Origin of the sequence: Flavobacterium commune (assembly GCF_001857965.1) — a bacterium.
GTDB classification, from domain to species: Bacteria; Bacteroidota; Bacteroidia; order Flavobacteriales; family Flavobacteriaceae; genus Flavobacterium; species Flavobacterium commune.
The window spans coordinates 276,513-300,752 of sequence record NZ_CP017774.1; the positions used below are offsets into that span (position 1 = coordinate 276,513).

Here is a 24,240-nt window from a genome sequence, read left to right on the forward strand (position 1 = left end):
TTTACATAAAGTATAACTTTAAATAAAAAATCTTCTGAAAACCAACATTATTTCTTCAAAAAAACAAGGATTAAACACCTGTACCCCTTCCCGATTTCAACAAAATAAACCATCAAAAACAACACAACAAAACACCTCTTCAAACTCAGCTGATTCTATTTCAATCCAAAATAGTTCTATCGAAAAACCAACAAGCTTTACATTTTTAAATTATATTTACACAAATCAAAACCCAAAAAATCCGAATCAGTTTTCCTTGAATTAGCCAATAAAAAAACAATAAAAAGAGAGCTATTTTTTAGCTCGGTTTTGACTATAAAAAAACTCAAAAAAACAAGCTGTTTTTCACACAAAAAACAGCCTCAAAAAACCATTAAAAAAGACAACAAAAAACACCCCAATAAAACACTCGAAAAAATGAAAACCGAAAAAGAAAAAATGATCGATGGCGAGTACTATTTAGCAGGAGATTCCACTCTGATAAAAGACCGAAGAAAAGCTAAAAATTTATTGCATCGCCTAAACGTAACCGAATACCGATTGACCAAAAAAGCAAAAGAGATTTTAAAAGAATTAATTCCGAATGCAGGTCCTAATTTATACATCGAACCTCCTTTTCATTGTGATTACGGTTACAATATTTCTTGTGGAGAAAACGTCTATTTCAACGTCAATTGTGTTGTTTTAGATTGCGCAAAAGTTACCATTGGCTCCAATGTGTTTTTTGCTCCCGGCGTACAACTTTATACCGCCACTCACCCACTCGATGCCGAACTCAGAAAAACACTTGAAAATGCCTTGCCGATAACTATTGGTGATGATTGTTGGATAGGTGGTAATTCAGTAATCTGTCCGGGAATAACTATTGGCAAAGGATGCGTAATTGGAGCCGGTTCGGTTGTTACAAAAAATATTCCCGACAACTCACTTGCTGTTGGTAATCCCGCCAAAGTAATTCGAAAACTAAATCAAGAATAATCTAGCCATTCCAAAAAATGATTCTCCTAAAACACATTCATCATATCGCCATTATTTGTTCTGATTACGAAAAATCAAAACAGTTTTACACTGAAATTCTGGGATTACAAATTGTTCGTGAAGTATATCGTGAAGAACGAAAATCATACAAACTCGATTTAGCACTGAATGGTAATTATTGCATTGAATTATTCTCTTTTCCAAATCCTCCTGCGAGACCTTCAACTCCAGAAGCTCAGGGATTACGCCATTTAGCCTTTGCTGTTGAAAACTTGGATCAAACAGTCGCTTTCCTAGAATCCGAAAACATTTATGTAGAACCCATTCGCATAGATGAATTCACTCAAAAGCGATTTACCTTCATAGCCGATCCTGACCGCTTACCAATTGAATTCTATGAAGTTTAATTTTTTTAACTAAATTTTATTATAACAAAACACGGCTTGTTTTTTAAATTTCATTTGTTTTTACCTAAATTTGCAGTCCTTTTTAACAATATGTTATACAAATTTAATTTCTGATGAATAAAACGGCGCAAATCAAAAAAAATCATCAATTCATTAAACTTCGAAAATTAATAATCGTTTCTATCCTAATTGGTTTTCTTTCAGCTTTTTTAGGGATTAGTTTAAAAAAAATAACCGAATACTACGAAGAGATATTTTTTCATCAAGCCAGCACCAACCCTTTTTTCTATATTTTATTTCCGGTTTTTGGCTTATCAGTTATTTATTTTCTGAGACTTTATATGTTCAAGAAAAAGGAAAACAAAGGCATTAAAGAAGTTTTTGAAAGCACAAATTCAAAAACCAAAAACCTACCTTCTTATAAAATTCCATCACATACCATAAACGGATTATTAACCGTTATTTTTGGTGGTTCAACCGGAATCGAAGTTTCTACCGTTGTGGCAACTGCAACCATAGGATCGGTAGCACAACAAAAAGAAAATGTTTTTCGCCAATACAAAACCGAACTTATTTGCGCCGGAGTTGCAGCCGGAATTACTGCTTTATTCAGCAGCCCTATCGCCGGAATCTTATTTGCTCTGGAAGTAATTTCGCGAAAAGTAACCCGTGCTTTTGTAATCTCAAATCTAATTGCTGTATCTATAGCCTTTGGACTGCTAACACTTTTAAAAGAAGAACCTTTATTTACTGTATCAATAAACACCTGGCATTTAAGAGCAATTCCCTACTTTATTTTATTGGGAATTTTGGCTGGAATCAATTCGGTTTATCTTACCAAATGCGTATTGTTTTTCAAATCGCAATTTGCAAAAATCGAAACGCATTATTACAAAATCATCATTGGATCGGTAATTTTAAGCGTTTCGCTTTTTATATTTCCTCAATTGTATGGCGAAGGTTATCATGCCATCAAAACTATTACTACTGCCAATAACGAAATTCCCTTAACATTTACTTTGGCTTTAACTTTTATAGGCGTTTTACTTCTAAAACCTATTGTCACTTCAATCACACTGGCTTCCGGTGGCGATGGAGGTGTTTTTGCTCCCAGCCTTTTTATTGGAGCATTTCTGGGAATATTAGTTGCTTCGGTACTTAATACTTTTTTCGATACACAAATCATCCCTGTAAACTTTATGGTAATTGGTATGGCGGCTGTATTGAGTGCGAGTATTCACGCTCCTTTTACCGCCATCTTCCTTGTATGTGGACTAACAAATAATTACACCTTATTTTTTCCAATATTAGCTGCTTGCTTAATTTCTAAATATACCGCAAAAATGATTTACCCTAACACGGTTTACACCTTTGTTCCCAGTATTTAAATTTTAAAAATCATGCCAACTTCTAAAATTAAACGCGGTTATCGCAAAACCCGTTACATCCTTTACAAGGAAACATTAATTGATTACAAAGAACATTTTTGGTCATTCATAGGATCATTTATCGGAATAGGTCTTATTGCATATTCGCAAAGTCAACAATTTTCACATCAGGATGTGGTGTATCTTATTGGTTCTTTCGGAGCTTCAAGTGTACTGGTTTATGGAATTATCGAAAGTCCCTTTTCTCAGCCTCGCAATCTTATTGGCGGACATTTAATTTCTGCCTTTATTGGTGTCACTGTTCATTATTTATTCCCTGAAACCGTTTACATAGCCGCACCTTTAGCTGTTTCCTTATCGATTGTTTTAATGCAAATAACTAAAACCCTACATCCACCCGGAGGAGCAACAGCTCTGATTGCTATTATTGGTACACAAAAAATCAAAGATTTAGGTTATTGGTATGTACTTTCTCCTGTATTAACCGGGGTACTAATTCTATTTTTTACGGCTTTAATTTTCAACAATATGACACCAAGCCGTAAGTACCCTACACACAGCACTTATCACAAACGTTACCATAAAATCATCAAACGCCTTAGACGCAACAACTAATTATATATCAAATACTTCATTGTTTTTTTAATAAAAATTAACGAATCGCATTGGGATTAAAAAGGATTAAATGTACCTTTGGCTTTTTATAAAAAACAACGATTATGGTTTATAAATTTAGAGTAATCTTAGACGCAGAAGAAGATATTTTTAGAGATATCGCGATACTTGATGATGATACTTTAGAAGATTTACACAACGCTATCTTCAACTCTTTTGGATTTGATGGTATGGAAGTCGCTTCTTTTTACACTTGCGATGAAACCTGGAATCAGGAAGATGAAATTTCACTTTTTGACACCGGTGATGTTCCCGGCGAACAACGTATCATGAGTGATTATAAACTTTCAGACATTCTGGACGAGGAAAATACTAAAATTATTTATGTTTATGATTTTATCAATATGTGGACTTTCTTAGTAGAATTGGCCGCAATTGAAGAACAAACTGCGGGAGCAATCTATCCAGAAACCTTGTTTTCTCATGGCGAAATGCCTGATGAAGCTTTAGAAAAAAACTTTGAAGCAGATAATGCTGATGATTTTTATGACGAATTTGAAGACGGCCTTGACGACGACGACATGGATATGTTTGAAGGAGATGACAGTTACGAAGATTACGGCTTTGAAGAAAATTGGAACTAAAATATAACCAATAGCATAAATCAAGAGCCAAGATGAAAGACCTCAAAAAAACTGTCTTTTTTCTTGGCTCTTGCATCTAAAAACAAAACAACTACATGATCAACCTATTCAACACACACATCGAAACGCTTTCTATTCACAGAGTAGGAAATAAAAGCCGAAATGAGGCTATCTTTTTATCGGAGCAACCTTTCAACCTACAAGATGAAATTGTGCCTCTTATAAAAGAATTCTTTTTTAAACCTTTTAGAGAAAAAGAAGAAAACTATTACCAATTTGCCCATGAAGTCGATTTGGATTACAATGACATGTACAAATATGCCTGTGAAATTTTTGACAACCCAAGTACTTTGCATGAGACTTCTAAAAAAATCACGCAGCACTTATTTGAACAATCCAATCATCCACACATTAAAAACGGAGAAGTTTATGTTACTTACCTAACAAACATCAACATCGATAACAATGTGGTTGACGCTATCGGAATTTTCAAAAGTGAGTTACAAAGCGACTTTTTACAATTTGAAGAAAAAGAATCTAATTTAGAAATGATTCTACAACAAGGAATCAATTTAAATAAGCTGGACAAAGGTTGTTTGATCTTTAATCATAAAAAAGAAGAAGGTTTTAAAATCTTAACAGTTGACAGCAACCGCTATGATGCACGTTATTGGTTAGAACATTTCCTTTCGGTTGATGCTTTTGAAGACGAAAATTTCATCACTAAGAAATATTTGAAATTTTGTCAAAACTTTGCCAAAGATGTCGTTTTTCCAGCCGAAGACAAAAAAGAAGAAGTAATGTTCATGAACCGTTCGGTAAATTATTTTGCCAAAAACGATCAGTTTGAAGAACAAAATTTCTTAAACGAAGTTTTAGACAATCCTGATTTGATCCCTGAGTTTAAAAACTACAAAGTTGATAAAGGCGAAAAATACAGCATCGAAGATGTAACCTCATTCCCAATTGCAAATGCAGCTGTAAGTGATGCCCGAAAATCAATCAAAAACGTTATTAATCTGGATACAAACATTCAGATAAAAATGGATTTCATTAATCCTGAAAGTGCAGAGAAATTTGTGGAAAAAGGATGGGACGAAGAAAAACAAATGTATTACTACTTAGTTTATTTTAATAAAGAACAAAAATCTTAATTCATTTCAGAATTTGATTTTACAATTCATTCTATCTCCAATTTCTCAGGCAGTTGGAGATTTTTTTTTAAACAAATCAAAAAAAATAAGTTAAAACTTAAATAAATTAAACAAAAAGTGCTTTTAATCGATTTTATACGCATTTTTATCTATAATCTTCTACTTTTATATCTCCCAAACTAAATTAACCTGCTTTTATTATGGAATTATTTGAAATGAAAAAGCTTATTGTTAGCAAGAAAATAATATGCGCTCTATTTGGGCACAAAATAATTACTTCAAGAAATATTACCAACCATTTAAAGGAATACAAATGCACCGTTTGCAAAATGGAATTAACTAATACCGAAGAAGGCAATCTCACTTTTCTGACACCTGAACTAAAAGAAGTCAACGAAGCTCTGGTCAATTTTTATCAAAAAAAACTAATTGCTAAACAACATTAGCAGCCAAAACAAATTAGCATTTGCAACAGCAATCAAAAGGCATAATTCACTATTTTTGTATAGTTAACAAAAGTAGAAATGAATCGTCATTTATTTAAAGAGAGTCCTTTTAAAACCTTAATTTCTTTTCATAAACTCATTGAGTCACTGGAAGAAATTGCACTATCAGATGTTGATTATCGCTCTAATTATGCTAAGTCACTACTAAAAGAAATTGAACATATTCCAGAATTCAGAACCGGAATAGAAGATTTTTCGATTATTACTGATAACAAAAAACTCATTAAAAACTTATTAGCCGATTTATTTCCTACCGCTCTGACTCATAATGAAATTAAAGCTGTTACAATTCCGTTTCAGAATATCACTTTCAATTACAGCAAACGATTTAAAAAAATAGTAAAAAACGCCGGGGATTTTGACCTAAACATCCGCGATTTTAGCGACGATCAGTTTTATGTACTCAGCTGCATTTTAATTTTAAACGCTTACTACAATCAAAATTTTGATTACAGCAAACCCCTTTTCTATGATATTCCGGATACTGATGGTGTTTTACATCATTATCGCATTCTTTACAATGCCGATTTTATCGAAATTTATCCTTCGGAAAATGCCAAAAGTCTAAGTCAGGAAGAAATCGACGAATTAATGGACAACTTTGACAACATAGCCTTATGGAAGGAAAAATTCCCATTAGAAAGTTGGGTTTTAAAAGGATTTGGAATCGTTAGTTTATTTGATGCAACCAAGGAAAGTGCTATTTCCAATCTAAAAAGTAACCTTTTAAAAAGAGACAAAGAAGGCAGTGAAAAAAACAAAAATTCAGAAAGCATTTTTAGATCCATTTTTAAAATTCCCGATTTACGAATCGGAATCAGTCTCTATAATGATGATGAAAAAAAGTTCACCAAATTACCTTTAGACAAAAACAGCATAGAAAGTTTCATTCTTCAAAATAAAGACGAAATAGAATGCTGCAATGCTTTTTTAGGTTGTTCTCTAAATACCCTCTTAGAAGCTAAAGAAACAATTTCTATTTCCAATGTCGAGGCTTTTGCCGGCATTCCCGGAAATGAACGATTTGCTCAAATATTACTGGATCAAAACATCAAAAGTTGCATTTTTACTCCTGTTGTAAAAGACAATAAATTATTAGGGATTATCGAACTGGTTTCGGCAACACCAAGGAGTTTAAACAGTATTAACGCTAACAATCTTCAACTGATTATTCCTAATATTGTTGATACTCTGGAACGTCATGACAGCGATCTAAAAAACCAGATTGAAGCTGTAATCCAACGTGAATATACTGCCATTCACTCAAGTGTATATTGGAAATTTAAAGCTGAAGCACAAAAATATTTACAAACTAATAACTCAAAAAAAGAACATACTTTTAAAGAGATTGTTTTTAAAGAAGTCTATCCGCTTTATGGTCAAATAGATATCAATAGTTCATCAGAACATAGAAATAATACGGTAAAAGAAGATTTAAAAAATCAATTGAATCATTTAATCTCTATTTTCGAAAATTCGAAATCCATACAAAAACTGCCTTTATCAGAGCAACTCAAATTTGAATTACAGTCGTATCAAGAAGACCTAGGAAAAGAATTAAAAGCAGATACCGAGCAGCAAATTCAAAATTATATCGAAAAAGAAATCCATCCTTTTTTGACTAATGCCATTATTGATACTGATGACAAACTACTGCTCAATTCTTATTTCGAAAACTTAGATCCTAAAACAAACCTTTTCTATGATGCCCGAAAAAGTTTTGATGATGCCATGTCTATCATCAACAAAGAAATGGCAGCAGTTTTAGATAATGAACAAACTGAAGCTCAGGCTATTTTCCCGCATTATTTTGAACGTTTTAAAACCGATGGTGTAGAACACAATTTATACATTGGTGCTTCGATAACACCATCGCAAACTTTTGATTTGATGTATTTAAACAATCTCAGATTGTGGCAATTACAAACCTTATGCAAGATGGAATTAGCACACCATCGATTGAAAAAAGTACTACCTTACGGTCAGTTAGAGGTGAGTTCGTTAATTTTAGTTTTTAGTTCTCCAATATCCATTCGATTCCGAATGGACGAAAAACGTTTTGATGTGGACGGTACCTACAATGCCCGTTATGAAGTGGTAAAAAAACGCATTGACAAAGCGCACATAAAAAACACGAAAGAAAGAATTACTCAAAAAGAGAAAATTACCATTGTGTATTCGCATTCATTTGAGGAAACCGAATACCTGAAATACATCAAGTTTTTACAATTCAAAAAAGTCCTTGAGCCCCAAATAGAACAATTTGAAGTGGAAGATTTACAAGGAGTTTATGGATTAAAAGCCATTCGAATTAAGGTAATGAATTCGGACGATAATATAGACTCTCAATATACTTACAAAGAATTACTAGACACCTTGCATTAGGCTCTAATACCATTGAATGCAAGGAGAAAAGCCAGAAATGAAACGATAATCCCAATCATAAAAATATTGTAGGTTATGCGTAACAGCTTGTATTTTCGTTCTAAAACAATACCTAAAAAATACAAATCCTTAATCATCGAATTGTATAAATAGCTGTTGTCTTTCATCATTTCGTTAACCGCCCATTCGTATTCTTCCAAAGGCATTTTGTAAAAATTACCAAAGAACAACAAATTCACTTTTTGTTCTTCAATATCTTGTCTTGTAAAAGTTCCGGTAGTAACCTTAGGTCGGGTAGAAAGAATAGCAAAAACAATAGAAACAACACTAAATGTAAGCAAAATAAAAGTTGGAACCACCAAATGCGCATTGCTGGGACTATCAAGTTTAGGAACAATGGTAGATAACGCAATAGAAATAATAATAGCATTTACCGATAATAAAATATTGGCTTTGCTATCGGCTATTCCGCTCAAACGGGTATGATTGTTCAAAGTAACCCTAAACATCGTATCAATTCCGCGATCGGGTTTAGCGGTTTTAGGTTCTTTTTTGGATTTATCTTTTTTCTCTTTTTTCTCTTTTTTTTCTTCTTGCTCTTCTTCCATTTTTTTAATTTTCTGCTGAATCAAACTTACATTTTTATCCTTTAAAACCTTCCAGTTTGCAATTGCATAATTGGTGTAATACTCATGGCATTCGGTTAGCATTTTCAAATTTTCCCGAGCCCATTCTAAATCGGAAGTTTCTTTTTGCTTGACAATTTTCCATTCGGCTCTTAAACATTCACATCGATCGCAGTAATTTTCCTTTGTAAAATGATAAAAATCGGCATCTTTGATTATTTTTTCAAGAATAGTTTGGGGTTCATAAGAGTACAAAGTTGCCCTGATTAAAGCACTTAGCTGTTCAATATAAGTGGATGTTTTTCCTTTATCTGCCAAAAACTGCGCAGCAATTTTCACACTGTTTTCTTCATGATTTTCAACTCCATCAATATAACCCGTATCATGAAACCAGGCCGCAACCACAAGCATTTCAAGTTCTTCTTCAGTTAAATTCTCTTGTGACGCAAGTATTTTTACAGCCTCAACCACATCAGAAGTATGGTTGAAATTGTGATAAATAAATGAATCAGAAAGTTTATCTTTGAGTAATTTATAAACAAAATCTTGTGCTTGCTCTATAAGATTCATAGGTAAATTTTTATACTACTAAATTATGAAATTGTTTTCGGATATGCGATTCAACAAAATTAAAATATTTTTTCTCTCACTTTTCGCCTTATTAATAGTCACTTCCTGTGCAACCCATTATGCTCAATGGGGAAGCAATTCGAAAAGAAATACGCTTATTAACGAAAAGGATTCAACAAAAATTGCACATCGCTTTTTTTTAATTGGTGATGCGGGAAATGCCGATGAAGATAACGCTAAAAAATTGCTTCACTCTTTACAGGAACAACTTCAACAATCCGATAAAAATGCTACTCTATTGTTTTTAGGTGATAATATCTATCCAAAAGGAATGCCTGATGAAAAAGATAAAGCAGCTTACGATATTGCATTAGAAAAAATAACTACTCAATTAGCTCTTTCTAAATATTTTAAAGGGAAAACCATTTTTATTCCCGGTAATCACGATTGGTATTCAGGTATTAACGGATTAAAACGTCAGGAAATAATAATAAACAATTATCTGGGGGATAAAAAAGCATTTCTTCCTGCAAATAGCTGCCCTATTGATGATAAAAAAATAAATGACCAACTTTGTTTAGTTACCATTGATAGCCAATGGTTTCTGGAAGATTGGGACAAAATCCCCAATATTAATGACGATTGCAGTATAAAAACGCGTGAAGACTTTTTTGAAGAATTTGAAAGTATTTTAAACAAAAACAAAGATAAAACCGTAGTTGTAGCAATTCATCATCCTTTGATGAGCAACGGAACACATGGTGGACAATTTTCACTGGAAAAACAACTATTTCCATTAGAACAAAAAATTCCTTTACCTATTATTGGTTCATTTGTCAATTTCTTTAGAAAAACATCCGGAATTAGTCCGCAGGACATTCAAAACAAGCAATACCAAATCTTGGTAAAACGCCTGAAAACACTTTTACAAAACCAGGACAATGTAGTTCTGGTTTCGGGACACGACCATAATTTGCAGTACATAGAAAATGAAAACATCAAACAAATTATTAGTGGTGCTGGCTCAAAATCAGAAGCTGCCAGAGCAATAAATCCTAATGATTTCTCTTATGGTAAAAACGGATTTGCAACTTTAACAAGCTATACTAACGGAAAAACTACCGTTAAATACTTTGGCATTGAAAACAACAAAACCAAAGTTCTCTTTGAAAAAACAATCTTTGAACCTAAAAAAGAAACCATAAGCAATTATCCTAATTCTTTTGCAGCAACTACAAAAGCGAGCATTTATAGTCCTGAAATGACTTCCAAAAGCATTTTTCATAATTTCCTTTTAGGCAAACATTATCGGGAATATTACAGCCAATTAATCGAAGTTCCAACTGCTTCATTAAATACCCTTTTTAATGGTGTAACTCCTTCAAGAGCAGGTGGCGGTCACCAATCTAAGTCGTTACGTCTTATAAATACTGAAGGAAAAGAATATGTTATGCGTGCCCTAAAGAAAAGTCCTAGTCGATTTTTACAAAGTGTCGCTTTCAAAGACCAATATGTAGAAAATGAATTTGAAAACACCTATGCTGAGAATTTTCTATATGATTTTTACACTACTTCCCATCCTTACACACCATTGGCAGTAGGAAACATGGCAGACAAAATTGGCGTTTTTCATAGCAATCCAGCCCTTTATTATATCCCAAAGCAAAAAGCATTGGGCGAATTCAATACCGATTTTGGAAATGAATTATACCTGGTTGAAGAAAGACCCACGGATAGCCAAAAAGAACTTCTTAATTTTGGAAAATCAGAAGCCATTATTGGAACTGATGAACTACTCGAAAACTTACAAAAGGACGAAAAATACGCTGTTGACGAAAACGAATACATCAAAGCGCGTTTGTTTGACATGCTCATTGGCGACTGGGACAGGCATTATGACCAGTGGCGTTGGGCTGAATACAAAATAGGAAATAAAATCATTTACAAACCCATTCCCCGCGACCGTGATCAGGCTTTTTCGAAATACGATGGTACTTTGTTATCACTTTTGATGAACATTCCCGCACTTCGCCACATGCAAAGCTTTAAAAATAACATTGATAATGTAAAATGGTTTAATCGAGAAGCTTATCCGTTAGACGTTGCTTTTCTAAAAAATGCAACCGAAAAAGACTGGATTAATCAGGCTAAATTTATTCAGGAAAATCTAAGTGATGTAACTATTGATAGTGCATTTGACAATTTACCTTCAGAAGTCCAAGATGAAACGATAGCTTCAATCAAACAAAAATTAAAACTTAGAAAAGCCGAATTAACCGACTATGCGAGTCAATACAACAAGGTTTTACAAAAAACGGTAATTGTTGTTGGTACCAATAAAAAAGACCAATTCAGCATCAAACCTGTTTCTAAAAACAAAGTCGAAATCACTGTATCGCGAATCAAAAAAGAGGGAAAAGAACTGCTTTACAGTAAAACATTCGATTCGCATTCGACAAAAAACATTTGGATTTACGGACTGGACGACGAGGATGTTTTTGATTTTCAGGGCACTCAAAAATCAGCGATAAAAATAAAATTAATTGGAGGTCAAAATAATGACAGCTATGTTATTACGAATGGAAAAAACATTACAATCCTTGACTTCAAATCAAAAAAGAACAATTTTGACATTGATTCCAGAACAAAAACCATCTTAACCGATGATTATGAAACCAACTTGTACAACTATCAAAAACCTAAATACAATGCGTTTTCTGGCTTGCCTACTATAGGTTTTAATCCCGATGATGGGGTGAAATTAGGAATCATAGCTAATTATACCATCAATCATTTCAAACAAAACCCTTATACTTTAAAGCATACTCTTAAAGCCAATTACTATTTTGCGACCGATGGTTTTGAATTAGGTTATCATTTAGATGTTCCTAAACTTATAGGGAAATGGAATTTTGGGTTTGACTCACAATTTACCAGCCCGAACTTTGCCATAAATTATTTTGGTTATGGAAATAACACTGCCAATGTGGACGAAATAAACGGCATGGATTACAACAGAGTACATATCAGAATGTTGAAATTTGCTCCTAAAATTGAAAAAATAGGACGATTAGGAAGCCGTATTAGTTTCCAGCTTGCTTATGAGAATTTTGATGTAGAAAATACAGCCGGTCGATTTATTTCGATTCCAAATATTGTAAATCCTGAAATTTTCAATCATCAGCAATTTGCGGGAGCCACTGTTGAATATGGCTATGAAAACTACGACAGTCCTTCGCTGCCGACAATGGGAATGGGATTTTTAATTGCTGCCAATTGGAAAATGAATCTGGAAAACAACAAGCAAAATTTCCCAACATTAGAATCTAAAATCAATTTTAATCACAAAATAGATCATCAGGGGAAAATTGTATTTGCTACTTTATTAAAAGGAAAAATGATTTTGAACAATAATTTTGAATTTTATCAGGCAGCTGCTTTAGGCGGCGACTATGATTTAAGAGGTTTTAGAAACCAACGTTTTATAGGCAATCAGTCTTTTTTCCAAAGCAGTGATCTTCGTTTTTCTATTGGAAAAATAAAAAACAGTCTTATTCCAATGTCTTATGGCTTTTTTGGAGGATACGATTATGGAAGAGTCTGGCTTGATGGAGAAGCCTCTAACAAATGGCATCAATCTGTGGGCGGTGGTTTATGGCTTAACGGAATCAATACCGTAACGGCGCGTTTAAGCTATTTTAAAAGCGCTGATGAAGAAGCCCGAATTAGTTTTGGTATTGGATTTGGTTTCTAATATTATATCACTATTTTCTTAAAATGGCACGCAGATTAAGCTGATTTTAGCAGATTATCACAGATTGTATTTTTAAAAATCCGTGTTTATCAATTTAGTCCGCGTTACTCTGTGGGTCATGTCCGCTAGCGGACAATCATCTTAATTTAAAGCACTTAAGTCCAATTGATAGACTAATCCACCTATTTTTTTAGTCTTTTCGTCGGCTATTAAAAGCGTTGTATTGTCTTTAAAACAAATGGCTTCTTTTTGAGAAAAATGCTGTAAATCGACTTTGTTTACTGAAGCAGAGAAAAAATTATCGGAGGTGAAATTTTGAAAAATCCATATTTTGCTATGACTCAACAAAACTACTTTTTTGCCATCGGGACTAATGGTTGCGCTGGTTATAGCCGCATTTTGGTAATCGCCTTCGGCTTTAAATTCTCCTAATAATTCAGCCTGATGAAATCCGGCTTTGTTGGGTACTTTATATAACAATGTAGTTCCGTCAAAACCTTTACTCCTATTTTTGGTAAACAAATAAAAGTTGTTTTTATATTCGACAAAAGCTTCAACATCATAAAAAAGTTTTGTTTTTTTAGGAGGAAATTCCGTTTGTTCCGGGTAAACAAAACTAATTTTATATGAAGGGATTACACTTTCGTTTTGCAAAGAATCTTTGGCAATTTTATAAATCGCCAAATCTTTTCTTGTATTTTCATTATTACCAAAATCGCCTATATACAAATTTCCCTGGCCGTCTTTAGTAATATCTTCCCAATCGATATTTTCGGTTTGAGCAATGCTAATACTTTTTTTTAATTTACCCTGATTATCAACTGCATAAATTTCATTTGCATTTCCGCTGTCTTCCAGAGTCCATAATAACTTAGAACTTTCGGTAAAAACAATTCCCGAAACTTCTTTTAATTGTTTGGGTAAAGTGTAAAGCTCTGAAATAACAGAAGATTCTCTTTGGCAAAAGCTAAATAAAGAAGATAACAAAACGATAGGAAAAATATTTTTCATTACAATAATAGTTTTAAAAACCAGGTTTAAAGATATCAGGATGTTTGAAATTTCGGGTGACAAACTTAAAAGCTGCACTGAGAACATAGCCCATAGAAGTAGCGTTTTTAAAGTTCATATCGTTTGTATAACGATACAACTCCAGCTTTAATTGTTTAATATGCTCCTCGGGAGCTATGGTATCATTAGACATGATTCGCAATATTTTTTGGATTCGGGTTTCGGCCGAAAGAATTCTCTTGGCTAAAGCCGCTCGTTCTTCATGTTTATATTGTTCAATCGAACTGTCCTGCAATTTTTCCTTGATTAGTTGTATCATCGGAAAATTTTCTTTGAAAAATTGTGGACGGTAAATTTTAAAATTCCCTTCGTAACATTGCTGATCAAAATCGATAGCCCTGATTTTATAAACCACCTGATCAAAATCGTGAATAGGAACAATCACATAATTATAAGCACGCATATCACCTAAAAGCCTAATCATACAGCGCTCGTTGAATTTAACAAACTCTTTGGCTATTTGGGATTTTTCGGTTTCTGAGCAACTTTCGAGTAAAGTTTCCATAAAAACATCGCCGGGAATACCTATAATATGTTCTTCAATTAATGTATCCTGATAAACCAGAAAATTGATTTTATCGGGAGACAGAATATGTTCTAATTCTAATCCGTAAATACGGGAAGCATCGGCTTTCTTAATGTAAAAATGAACGTAGTTATCGTTCAACACATTACGCACTTTTATTCTGAAAGGTTTTGAATTTCCAAAAGTACAGTAGTCAATTGCATCTACATTTAGGAACTTAATAATATCTGAATTTCCATCGGAATGCAGCAAAGAGTAGATTTTCTTTAAATTCAAATCAATTTCACTTCTTTCATATTCGCTGTAAAAAACCCTAACCCATAAGGTATCCTGATCAAATTTATCATACACATTAATTGAACCTGAAAAACGCAGCAAATCTTCATAAGAAATCGCCACTTTAGAAACCCTGTCAAAGCGTTCTAAATAATCCAAAAGAGAATGATTTACAGGATAGGTTGGTTTTTTAAACAAAGGGGAAATATCGCTCATGCAACTGTTTATTTATACAAATTTACATTAATTATTTCAAAGCAAATTTTGAAAAGACTTTACAAAACGAACGAAAAGCAAAAAAATCCTTTAAATCCTAAAAAATCACTTAATTACTGATTACCAGCCGCTAGAAATAAATGATTTTAATACACATAAAAATCCAATGAAAAAAAGAATGCTGTTCATCGATTTTATTTGTGTGCTGCGGGTTTGTTCGGTATTTTTATTTTCTTATAATGATTTTCTCATCATTAAAACATTTTAAACAAGCTTTTTAAATTTACTGATTTGGAATTTTCCCCCTAACCTAAAATCATTTTTTTTGGCTTTATTACAACATTTATAATGGATAAACAGGAAATTTACAATCAAACAATTGATACTTTTGAAATTGGAATTTGGGATATTAACCTAAAAAACAATCGTATTTTTTTTGATGCAAATACAAAATCTTTCTTTGAAGTTTCGGAGGATTTTATGCCTGACTTTAAAAATACTTTAGTTTTTTTTAATCGAAAAAATCTAATCCAGTTCAAATCTTTACTACAAAAAGCGATTGAGAATCAAATTCCTGTTTGCGGAAAATTCCAAATAATTACAGCTCAAAAAACAATCAAACACTTAGAATGTATCTGTCAGGTTGAATTTATGGCTAATCAACTCCATCGTATTCACGGCACTTTTAAAGATATTACTACAGAACAAGAACGGACAATTGCAATAGAATTAGCTATCAAAAAATTCTCTTCTGTATTTTCTAATGCTAATGATGTCATTGAAAATTTGAGTCTGTTATCGCTTGTTGCTTCTGAAACTACTGACAGTATCATTATTACAAATGCTGAAGGAAAAGCCATCTGGGCGAATCAGGCCTACATGAATTTAACCGATTTAACATTAGAACAAATTATTGGGAAAAAACCTAATTATATTTCTATTGGAATAGAAACTAATTTTGAAAAGATAAAAAAAATCCAACAGGCACTGGAAAAGAAGCAAGAAACCAAGGTAGTTTTTCAAAATTATAACAAGTATAAAAAGAAATACTGGCTCGAATTAAACATTACTCCAATATTTGATTCTAAAGGTAATTGTACCAAATTCATTGGTATTGGAAGGGATATTACCGCTACAAAAGAAAAAGAAATTGAGCTCAAAAACATATTAGAGGTGAGCAATCAGCAAAACAATAAACTTTTAAATTTTGCACATATTGTTTCGCATAACATCCGATCGCATACCTGTAATTTACAAATGGTTTTAAACGTTATTGATGAAACCGACACAATCGATGAAAAACTAAGTTTTATCGAAATGTTCAAAGAAGGTACCGAAAAACTATCCAAGACCATTGAAAATTTAAACGAAGTAATTACTATTCAAAAAAATAGCAAAACCAAGAAAACAATAGTCAATTTAAAATCAGAAATAGAGAAAATTACCCATTCTTTCAAAGATAAAATTAGTATTACACACCATATTCCTGCTAATTTAAACATCAATGTTATCCCTGATTATCTGGAAAACATTGTCTATAATTTATTAACCAACGCTGTAAAATACCAATCTCCTGAGAGACTTCCTTTGTTAGATATCAGTTGCAAAACAGAGGACGGATTCCATATTGTTTCTTTCAAAGACAACGGATTAGGAATCAATCTTCAAAAATACAAGCATAAAATATTTGGCATGTACAAAACTTTTCATGAAAATGAAGATGCCAAAGGTTTTGGATTATTCATCGTAAAAAACCAAATGGAAGCCATGAAAGGTAAAATTGAAGTAGAAAGTACAGCAGGATTAGGCAGCAATTTTAAATTGTATTTTAATGAAAAATAAAACAACTTACCTTATTGATGATGACAAATTATCCATAAAACTAATGAGTATGCTTATCTCCAAAAATAATTTTTGCGAAGAAATCATCTCATTTTACAATCCGCAAACAGCGTTAAACGAACTTAAAAACAATAGTAACAATCCAGCTCAACTTCCTGATGTGATTTTATTGGATTTGAATATGCCTGTACTGGATGGCTGGCAATTTTTAGACGAGTTTGAACGAATTACTTTTGCAAAAAAAATAATTGTTTTTATTGTGTCCTCTTCTATCGATCCTTCTGATTTAGAAATGACCAAAAACTACCCGATAATAAAAGATTACATTATAAAACCACTGAGTTCCGAAAAACTAAAACAGGCTACATTACTAATTGAAAATGAGCTTGATTAAAACAAAATGCTAATCCAAAAACCCCGTAACTAAAAAACAGAGAATTGTAGTAACTTTGTAAGACTATGAAAGTCCTGCAAACCATTTTACTCAGTTTATCACTCTACTGCTCCGGCATAAAATTGCAGGCACAAGCCATTGCTGTTGACGATACTAAAAATGCTTTAGAACTGGTAAATCTATTGACTAATAACAGTTCCTGTTTGCAAATAACAAACCCAAAAGTGCAAGGCGACGCATTTGTTCCCGGGAAAAACAGCTACGGAGTTTTTACAAATAATTCTGCTAATTTTCCTTTTCAATCCGGAATTGTTTTAAGTACCTGGAGTAGTACTGAATCGGTAGGTCCATTTGTTAAAAATCTTGGTGGAGGCAGTAATTCCTGGTTAGGCGACCCCGATTTAGATCAGGCTTTAAACATTAAATCTATCAATGCTACTTATCTGGAATTTGATTTTATTCCGTTAACCAATAGCATTAGTTTTAATTATTTATTTGCTTCAAATGAATATCAGGAAGATTTCCCTTGTAGGTATTCGGATGGTTTTGCTTTTTTAATAAAAGAAAAAGGAAGTACGGCCGCTTATCAGAACTTAGCCGTAATTCCGAATACTACAATACCCATTTCATCCACCAATATTCATCCGGCTATTACTTTTGTGGATTTAAATGGAATACAAAAATCATGTCCGGCAAGCAACGAATCCTACTTTGGACAATTTAATACCAGCCCTACAAATAACAGTCCTATTAATTATGCCGGACAAACCAAGGTTTTTAACGCAAGTACTAATGTAATAGCTGGAAACACCTATCATATAAAATTAGTCATTGGTGATGATGCTGTGAATTATTTTGATTCGGCTATTTTTATTGAATCAGCAAGTTTTAATTCCATCATCAACCTGGGAACCGACAAATTATTAGCCACAAATAATGCTATTTGTTTTGGTGAGGATTATATTATTGACACTAAATTACCAGCTAATTACACTTACAAATGGTACAAAGACAATGTCCTTTTACCCACCGAAACCAGTCCGGCTTATACTGTAAAAACCACCGGAACTTACAAGCTTGAAGTTACTCTGAATCCATCCGGTTGTACTGTTTCAAACCAAATTAAAGTTGAGTACACACCTGAAATTGTTTTAAACAACACTACTCTGATACAATGTGATACTAATGGAGATAGTAAAGCCGTTTTTGACTTAACAAAAACCGATAACCAAATTAAAAACAACAATTCCAACTTAAGTGCTGTAAGTTATTTTGAAAATCTAACAGATGCTAAAGCAGGTACTAACGCCATTCTTAACACCACAAATTACACCAACAAATCGGCTAATCAGGTGCTAATTGCCAAAGTTTCCAACAACTTTAATTGCTCTAATTATGCCGAATTGACATTGCAATTATCTAATGCTATAATACCTAATCAATCTCCTATAATTACTTGTGATGACAATGCCATTCAGGATGGATTTCGCGAATTTAACTTAAATAATGAAGTTTCTCCTCAAATAGTAAATGGTTTACCCAATGGATTGAATGTTGTTTACTATCCAAGTATGGCGACAGCCGACACACAAAGCAATCCCCTTCCGAATCTATTTACAAACAACATTCCGAATCAGCAAACCATTTATGCCCGCATTATCAATGGAACCGACTGTTACGGTATAACCCCTGTCATACTTGAGGTCAAAACCTTTGCTCCGGCTAACTTTCAAGAGGAGAATATAGCTTTATGCAGTAGTACCAGTATGGATCTAGCTGTCAACACCGGTTTTTCCAGCTATTTATGGAATACGGGAGCAACTACCAATAGTATTACCATAACTACTCCTGGCGATTATTTTGTAACAGTAACCAATGCCTACAACTGCGAAGCGACTAAAAAATTCCATGTTGTAAAATCTGAAATTGCTGCAATAACAATGGTAGAAACAACCAATTTTTCAGGAAATAAAAATACTGCCACTATTAATTATACCGGTTTCGGAAATTATGAATTTTCAATTGACGGAAATTATTACCAAGACAGTCCTGAATTTTTAAACATTGCCGCAGGAAGCTATTTTGCCTATGCCCGTGATAAAAACGGATGCGGTGTTTCTGCTCCTTTCCGCTTTTATGTTTTAGATTATCCCCATTATTTTACACCAAACGGAGATGGTTTCAATGATTTTTGGACAATTAAAAACTTATCACAACTTCCTCATGCTACAATATCCATTTTTAACCGTTACGGAAAATTATTAAAAGAATTTAACTCTTCAAATTTGAGTTGGAATGGCACTTTTAACAATTATGCGCTTCCTGCTGATGATTATTGGTTCCATCTTATTTTTGAAGACGGCAAAAACATAAAAGGTCATTTTTCATTAAAAAGATAAAAATTATTTAATATTTTTATCAAATGAGAAAAATAATCGCAATATTATTAACGATAATAGCTACAAATGGCTTTGCGCAATTTAGCAAAACACATTATATCCCGCCATTAAGCAGCCAAGACTCACAAACAATAACAGGAGACCATTATTTATATATATCTACTCCAAGCTCAAAAAATGTTACGCTGAGAATAATCAGTATCGGCGGGCAAATTACGAATGCTGTGGTCAACAACAGCAATCCATACATCTATGCAATTGGATCCGGCAACAACACACAACTAATGGTACCAAAAGCAGCTATTGGAAAAACAATAAACAAAGGATTCATTATTGAAGCCGATGATTTAATATACTGTAGTGTAAGAATTAATTCAGGTTACAACCCCGATAATCAAAGGTTCAATCATGCAGGCGGTTTAGTATCTAAAGGAAACAGCGCTCTGGGAACTACATTTAGACTAGGCGCTATGCTCAACCCTTCAAATAGTGACAAAACACTACTCAATTTTGCTTCCCTGCTTGCAACCGAAAACAATACAACAATTACAATATCCAACATAGCAAACGGGACAATTCTAGCTGATGGAAGAACTGTAAATGGCCCCGTAACCATCAATCTAAATAAAAACGAAAGTTATATTTTTGCCATAGAAAACTCTGAAGACACTGTTTCAAATAGTGCTAAAATGATTGGCGCATTAGTTCAGTCAGACAAAGCGATTGTTATCAATTCAGGGTCTTTTTGCGGAAGTAATAGTACCGAAAACGGAAGAGATCTTGGGTTTGACCAAATTGTTTCTTTCGAAAAAACTGGCAAAGAATATATTTTTGTAAAGGGAATTGGAACAAATGAACTGGAACGTGTTTTATTGATTGCTCATAATCCTAATACGATTGTCTATCTTAACGGCAGTTTAACTCCATACACAACAATTATCAATGCAGGTGACTATATAACTATTGACGGAAGCCAGTTTATCAATAATAATTTATATGTCAGCACTTCCGAAAAAACATTTGCTTATCAAAGTATTGGCGGATTAGCTCCTGCTTTTGATCCTAAAACTAATGAACAAATCAACTTACCTTCGGCTAATCAAAATATGTTTTTTGTTCCTCCGTTGAATTGCTCAACTCCTAATATTGTGGACAACATTCCTTTTATCGAATCGATAGGTAATATTTCATTTAGTGGCGGAATCAATATTATCACCGAAACCGGAGCCAATGTTTTAATAAATAATAATCCTATAGGCACCCCTCCTATTAGCATTACAGGAAATTCAAATTATGTTCGCTACACAATCAAAGACCTTGATGGTAATGTTAGCATAAAATCTAACAAACAGGTTTATGTATCCTATTTTGGAACCAATGGAGCTGCCACTTACGGTGGTTACTATTCCGGTTTTGACACTAAACCTGAAATTACTTCGGATGCCATTATTACTGGAAATTCTTCCTGCATCCCTAATCTTAACCTAACTGTAAATAGTATTTTAAATTACGATACTTTCGAATGGTACTTTAACAATACGCTAATTAGCAATTCAAATTCCAACACCTATACTCCTACCCAACCCGGATTTTATCAGGTAAAAGGAAGTATTTCTAATTGTGACACTTCGATATTTTCTGACATTATTCCGGTAAGCAATTGTCCTACCGATATTGACAATGATACCGTAAACGACAACATAGACCTTGATAACGACAATGACGGAATTCCAAATTGTACCGAATCTTACGGAAACCAAAATATCAATATCTCTAATTTAAGTTTGGGAAATATCACAATTGGCAATTATTCGAATACATATACAGGAACTCTAAACACATCTTCGATTGCCAATGGAATTCCATTTTCCGGAAATACAGATGGCAGTTTTATATCCGAAATCCCCGCTGGAAAAGGAAATTTTACCAAATATACATTAACATTCTCTAAACCAATAAGCACTGGAATAGAATATGTATCAGCTGCAAATCCAACCGATTTATTAAATGCAAATGCAGAATATATTATTGCTACCGACGTTAACAAAACCATTACGGTTCTCAACCCAAATAATCAATTATTGATTGATACTAACTACGATGGCATATATGAAAGTGGTGTTACCGAATATTCCTCATTTGAAATTCGCTTTCAATTAAACGGAATTGTTTCATTAGCAGCCGGAACGGGCTCTTTTAAATTTTTAGCTCATTTGGTTAATTCGATTAGTTTTACCCATAAAAATCTCTCCGATACTGATGCAAACAAGAGCACATTAAAGTTTTTTGCTGTTTGCGTACCAAAAGACACCGATGGCGATGGAATTCCTGACCAATTAGATACTGATAGTGACAATGACGAAATTCCTGACCTAACTGAAAGCCAAAGCAACGACTTTGCATTAAATACTACCGATTTAAATAGAAATGGTCTGTTTGACATTTTCGAATCGAAATCAATTATAGATACTGACAATGATGGCGTTTCTGATTATCTGGATTTAGACAGCGATAATGACGGAATTTATGACAGCGTAGAAACAGGCAACTCCAACATTGATACCGATAATGACGGAATAAAAAATTACAGAGACCTTGATAGCGATAACGACTTGTGTAATGATGTTATCGAAGCAGGTTTTACAAGTACTAACAATAATACATTAGGAAATGTATTCCCTCCAACTGTAAATACCAGCGGGGTTGTTACAAGCCTTACAAATGGTTATACTACTCCAAATTCCAATTATAATATTGCAGCTCCAATAATTATTACAAACCAGCCTATTGTACCTCCAACTTGTTTAAATCAAAACACTTCAATTGCAATTAGCGACAACGGCGGCAATAGTTATCAATGGCAAATATCTACAAATGGTACTGTCTGGAATAACTTGACAAACAATGGTAGCTTCTCTGGTGTAACATCGAATAAGCTGAACATTAATACGGTAAGTCAAACAATGAATGGCTACAAATACCGCGTTATACTAAACAAAACAGGGAATTCTTGTGGATTGATTTCTAACGAAACCACCTTAACTATTCTAGCCCTACCTGTAGTTAACAATATAAGTATCATACAATGTGACGATGATTTAGATGCTAAATCAGCTTTTAATCTAACAGTAAAAAACAATGAGATTTCAAGCAATTATCAAAACGAAATCTTTAATTATTTTACCACTTTAATAGGAGCTAACACTAACGATTCAACTAAAAAAATTGCAAATCCATTAACTTATATTGCCAATAACGGAACGATCATTTGGTCCAGAATCGAAAATGCAAACAACTGTTTTTCGGTAGCACAAATTAACTTAATCGTTTCGGCAACTCAAATTCCGGCAAATTTCAATGTTCCATTCGAAAATTGCGATGATTATATTGATGCTGCCCATGATGATTATGATGGAATTTCAGCGTTCGATTTTAGTAGTGCCAAAACGGCAATTCTGGCTTTACTCCCAGATCCAAAAAACAATTATATAATCAAATATTACGAAACCGAAACAGATGCTTTAGCAGAAATAAACGAAATAACAAACACTACAACTTATCGAAACATTCTTTCTCCTAAAGAACAAAAAATATGGGTTAGAGTTGACAGTAATTTAGACAACAGTTGTTACGGCATAGGACCTCATATTACTCTTAAAGTAAATCCAAAACCTGATATTGACATCAACACCAGCCGCCTATCAGATGTTTACGTTTGTCAAAATCTGCCTAATTTCTTTGTAACACTTACTGCCGGAATAATCGACGGCAGTCCAACAACTAACTATAGCTACATTTGGACAAAAGACAATCAAATATTAATCGGCAAAACAAACCCCACCTTAGACGTTAATACCGCTGGTTTATACAGTGTTACTGTTACTTCACAATCGGGTTGTAGCCGGACAAGAATAATTACAGTAACTTCTTCAGATGTTGCCCATATCAGCAATATCGAAATTAGCGAATTGAGCGATAACAACTCCGTTTTAGTTTTAGTGAATGGAGCCGGAAATTACGAATACAGTCTGGATGACAGCAACCATTTTTATCAGGATGCTAACCTTTTCGAATATGTAGCCGCCGGAATTCATGAAGTTTACATTAGAGACAAAAATGGCTGTGGTATTACCAATGAAACTATTGCCATTTTAGGTATTCCAAGATTTTTCACACCTAACAATGATGGTTTTAACGATCACTGGAATATCAAAGGAATCAATTCTGAATTCAATTCAAAAACAGTGATTCATATTTTTGATCGCTTTGGAAAATTAATAAAAGACATTAATCCACAAAGTCAGGGCTGGGATGGCACTTTTAACAGTCTTCCTCTACCTGCAGATGATTATTGGTACACCGCTAAACTCGAAAATGGTAAAGAAATTAAAGGACATTTTAGTTTGAAAAGATAATTATAACGAAATTCCAAAACACAAAAAACAAATTCCAAAGCAAAACAATCATAAAAAAAAATCCCAAACTCTTT

At 33.3% G+C, this 24,240-nt stretch carries 16 protein-coding genes; 13 read left to right on the forward strand and 3 right to left on the reverse strand.

Annotation, left to right across the window (positions count from 1 at the left end):
- The first annotated feature begins 417 nt into the window (after positions 1-417).
- From BIW12_RS01080 to BIW12_RS01115, 8 genes are all read left to right on the forward strand, one after another.
- Positions 418-978, forward strand: a complete 561-nt coding sequence (locus BIW12_RS01080) for a sugar O-acetyltransferase (protein WP_071186046.1) — start codon at positions 418-420, stop codon at positions 976-978.
- A gap of 17 nt (positions 979-995) precedes the next feature.
- Positions 996-1,385 (forward strand): SMU1112c/YaeR family gloxylase I-like metalloprotein, encoded by a 390-nt coding sequence (gene gloA2, locus BIW12_RS01085; protein ID WP_071183419.1) that lies wholly within the window; start codon positions 996-998, stop codon positions 1,383-1,385.
- 113 nt (positions 1,386-1,498) lie between these two features.
- Positions 1,499-2,773: a chloride channel protein gene (locus BIW12_RS01090; protein WP_071183420.1), complete on the forward strand. Its 1,275-nt coding sequence runs from the start codon at positions 1,499-1,501 to the stop codon at positions 2,771-2,773.
- Between the two features lie 12 nt (positions 2,774-2,785).
- A complete protein-coding gene (locus BIW12_RS01095) occupies positions 2,786-3,388 on the forward strand; it encodes an HPP family protein (protein WP_071183421.1) in 603 nt (200 codons plus the stop codon).
- A 104-nt stretch (positions 3,389-3,492) separates the two neighbouring features.
- Positions 3,493-4,032, forward strand: coding sequence for an IS1096 element passenger TnpR family protein (locus tag BIW12_RS01100; RefSeq protein WP_071183422.1), 540 nt, complete (start codon positions 3,493-3,495; stop codon positions 4,030-4,032).
- Between the two features lie 95 nt (positions 4,033-4,127).
- Complete coding sequence (locus BIW12_RS01105; protein WP_071183423.1) at positions 4,128-5,186, forward strand: nucleoid-associated protein; 1,059 nt, start codon at positions 4,128-4,130, stop codon at positions 5,184-5,186.
- A gap of 200 nt (positions 5,187-5,386) precedes the next feature.
- Complete coding sequence (locus BIW12_RS01110; protein ID WP_083382024.1) at positions 5,387-5,632, forward strand: hypothetical protein; 246 nt, start codon at positions 5,387-5,389, stop codon at positions 5,630-5,632.
- A 78-nt stretch (positions 5,633-5,710) separates the two neighbouring features.
- Complete coding sequence (locus BIW12_RS01115) at positions 5,711-8,077, forward strand: GAF domain-containing protein (protein WP_071183424.1); 2,367 nt, start codon at positions 5,711-5,713, stop codon at positions 8,075-8,077.
- Here the strand turns inward: BIW12_RS01115 and BIW12_RS01120 are convergent.
- On the reverse strand, positions 8,074-9,273 hold the full coding sequence (locus BIW12_RS01120) for a Pycsar system effector family protein (protein WP_071183425.1): 1,200 nt from the start codon (positions 9,271-9,273) through the stop codon (positions 8,074-8,076). The genes BIW12_RS01115 and BIW12_RS01120 overlap by 4 nt on opposite strands.
- A 25-nt stretch (positions 9,274-9,298) precedes the next feature.
- Between BIW12_RS01120 and BIW12_RS01125 the strand changes: the two genes are divergently transcribed.
- Positions 9,299-13,027: a metallophosphoesterase gene (locus BIW12_RS01125; RefSeq protein ID WP_071183426.1), complete on the forward strand. Its 3,729-nt coding sequence runs from the start codon at positions 9,299-9,301 to the stop codon at positions 13,025-13,027.
- A 141-nt stretch (positions 13,028-13,168) separates the two neighbouring features.
- Here the strand turns inward: BIW12_RS01125 and BIW12_RS01130 are convergent, their stop codons facing one another.
- Together BIW12_RS01130 and BIW12_RS01135 are read right to left on the reverse strand one after the other, a co-directional pair.
- Positions 13,169-14,038, reverse strand: a complete 870-nt coding sequence (locus BIW12_RS01130; protein ID WP_071183427.1) for an SdiA-regulated/phytase-like domain-containing protein — start codon at positions 14,036-14,038, stop codon at positions 13,169-13,171.
- Positions 14,039-14,051: 13 nt separating this feature from the next.
- Positions 14,052-15,116: a hypothetical protein gene (locus BIW12_RS01135; RefSeq protein ID WP_071183428.1), complete on the reverse strand. Its 1,065-nt coding sequence runs from the start codon at positions 15,114-15,116 to the stop codon at positions 14,052-14,054.
- 348 nt (positions 15,117-15,464) lie between these two features.
- Here BIW12_RS01135 and BIW12_RS01140 point away from each other — a divergent pair, with 348 nt between their 5' ends.
- The 4 genes from BIW12_RS01140 (at position 15,465) to BIW12_RS01155 (ending at position 24,166) form a co-directional block, all read left to right on the forward strand.
- Positions 15,465-16,958, forward strand: coding sequence for a PAS domain-containing sensor histidine kinase (locus BIW12_RS01140; RefSeq protein WP_071183429.1), 1,494 nt, complete (start codon positions 15,465-15,467; stop codon positions 16,956-16,958).
- A complete protein-coding gene (locus BIW12_RS01145) occupies positions 16,948-17,352 on the forward strand; it encodes a response regulator (protein ID WP_071183430.1) in 405 nt (134 codons plus the stop codon). The genes BIW12_RS01140 and BIW12_RS01145 overlap by 11 nt, the downstream gene beginning before the upstream one ends.
- Before the next feature lie 65 nt (positions 17,353-17,417).
- Positions 17,418-19,751, forward strand: coding sequence for a T9SS type B sorting domain-containing protein (locus BIW12_RS01150; protein WP_071183431.1), 2,334 nt, complete (start codon positions 17,418-17,420; stop codon positions 19,749-19,751).
- A 23-nt stretch (positions 19,752-19,774) separates the two neighbouring features.
- Positions 19,775-24,166, forward strand: coding sequence for a T9SS type B sorting domain-containing protein (locus BIW12_RS01155; RefSeq protein WP_071183432.1), 4,392 nt, complete (start codon positions 19,775-19,777; stop codon positions 24,164-24,166).
- Positions 24,167-24,240 lie beyond the last annotated feature (74 nt).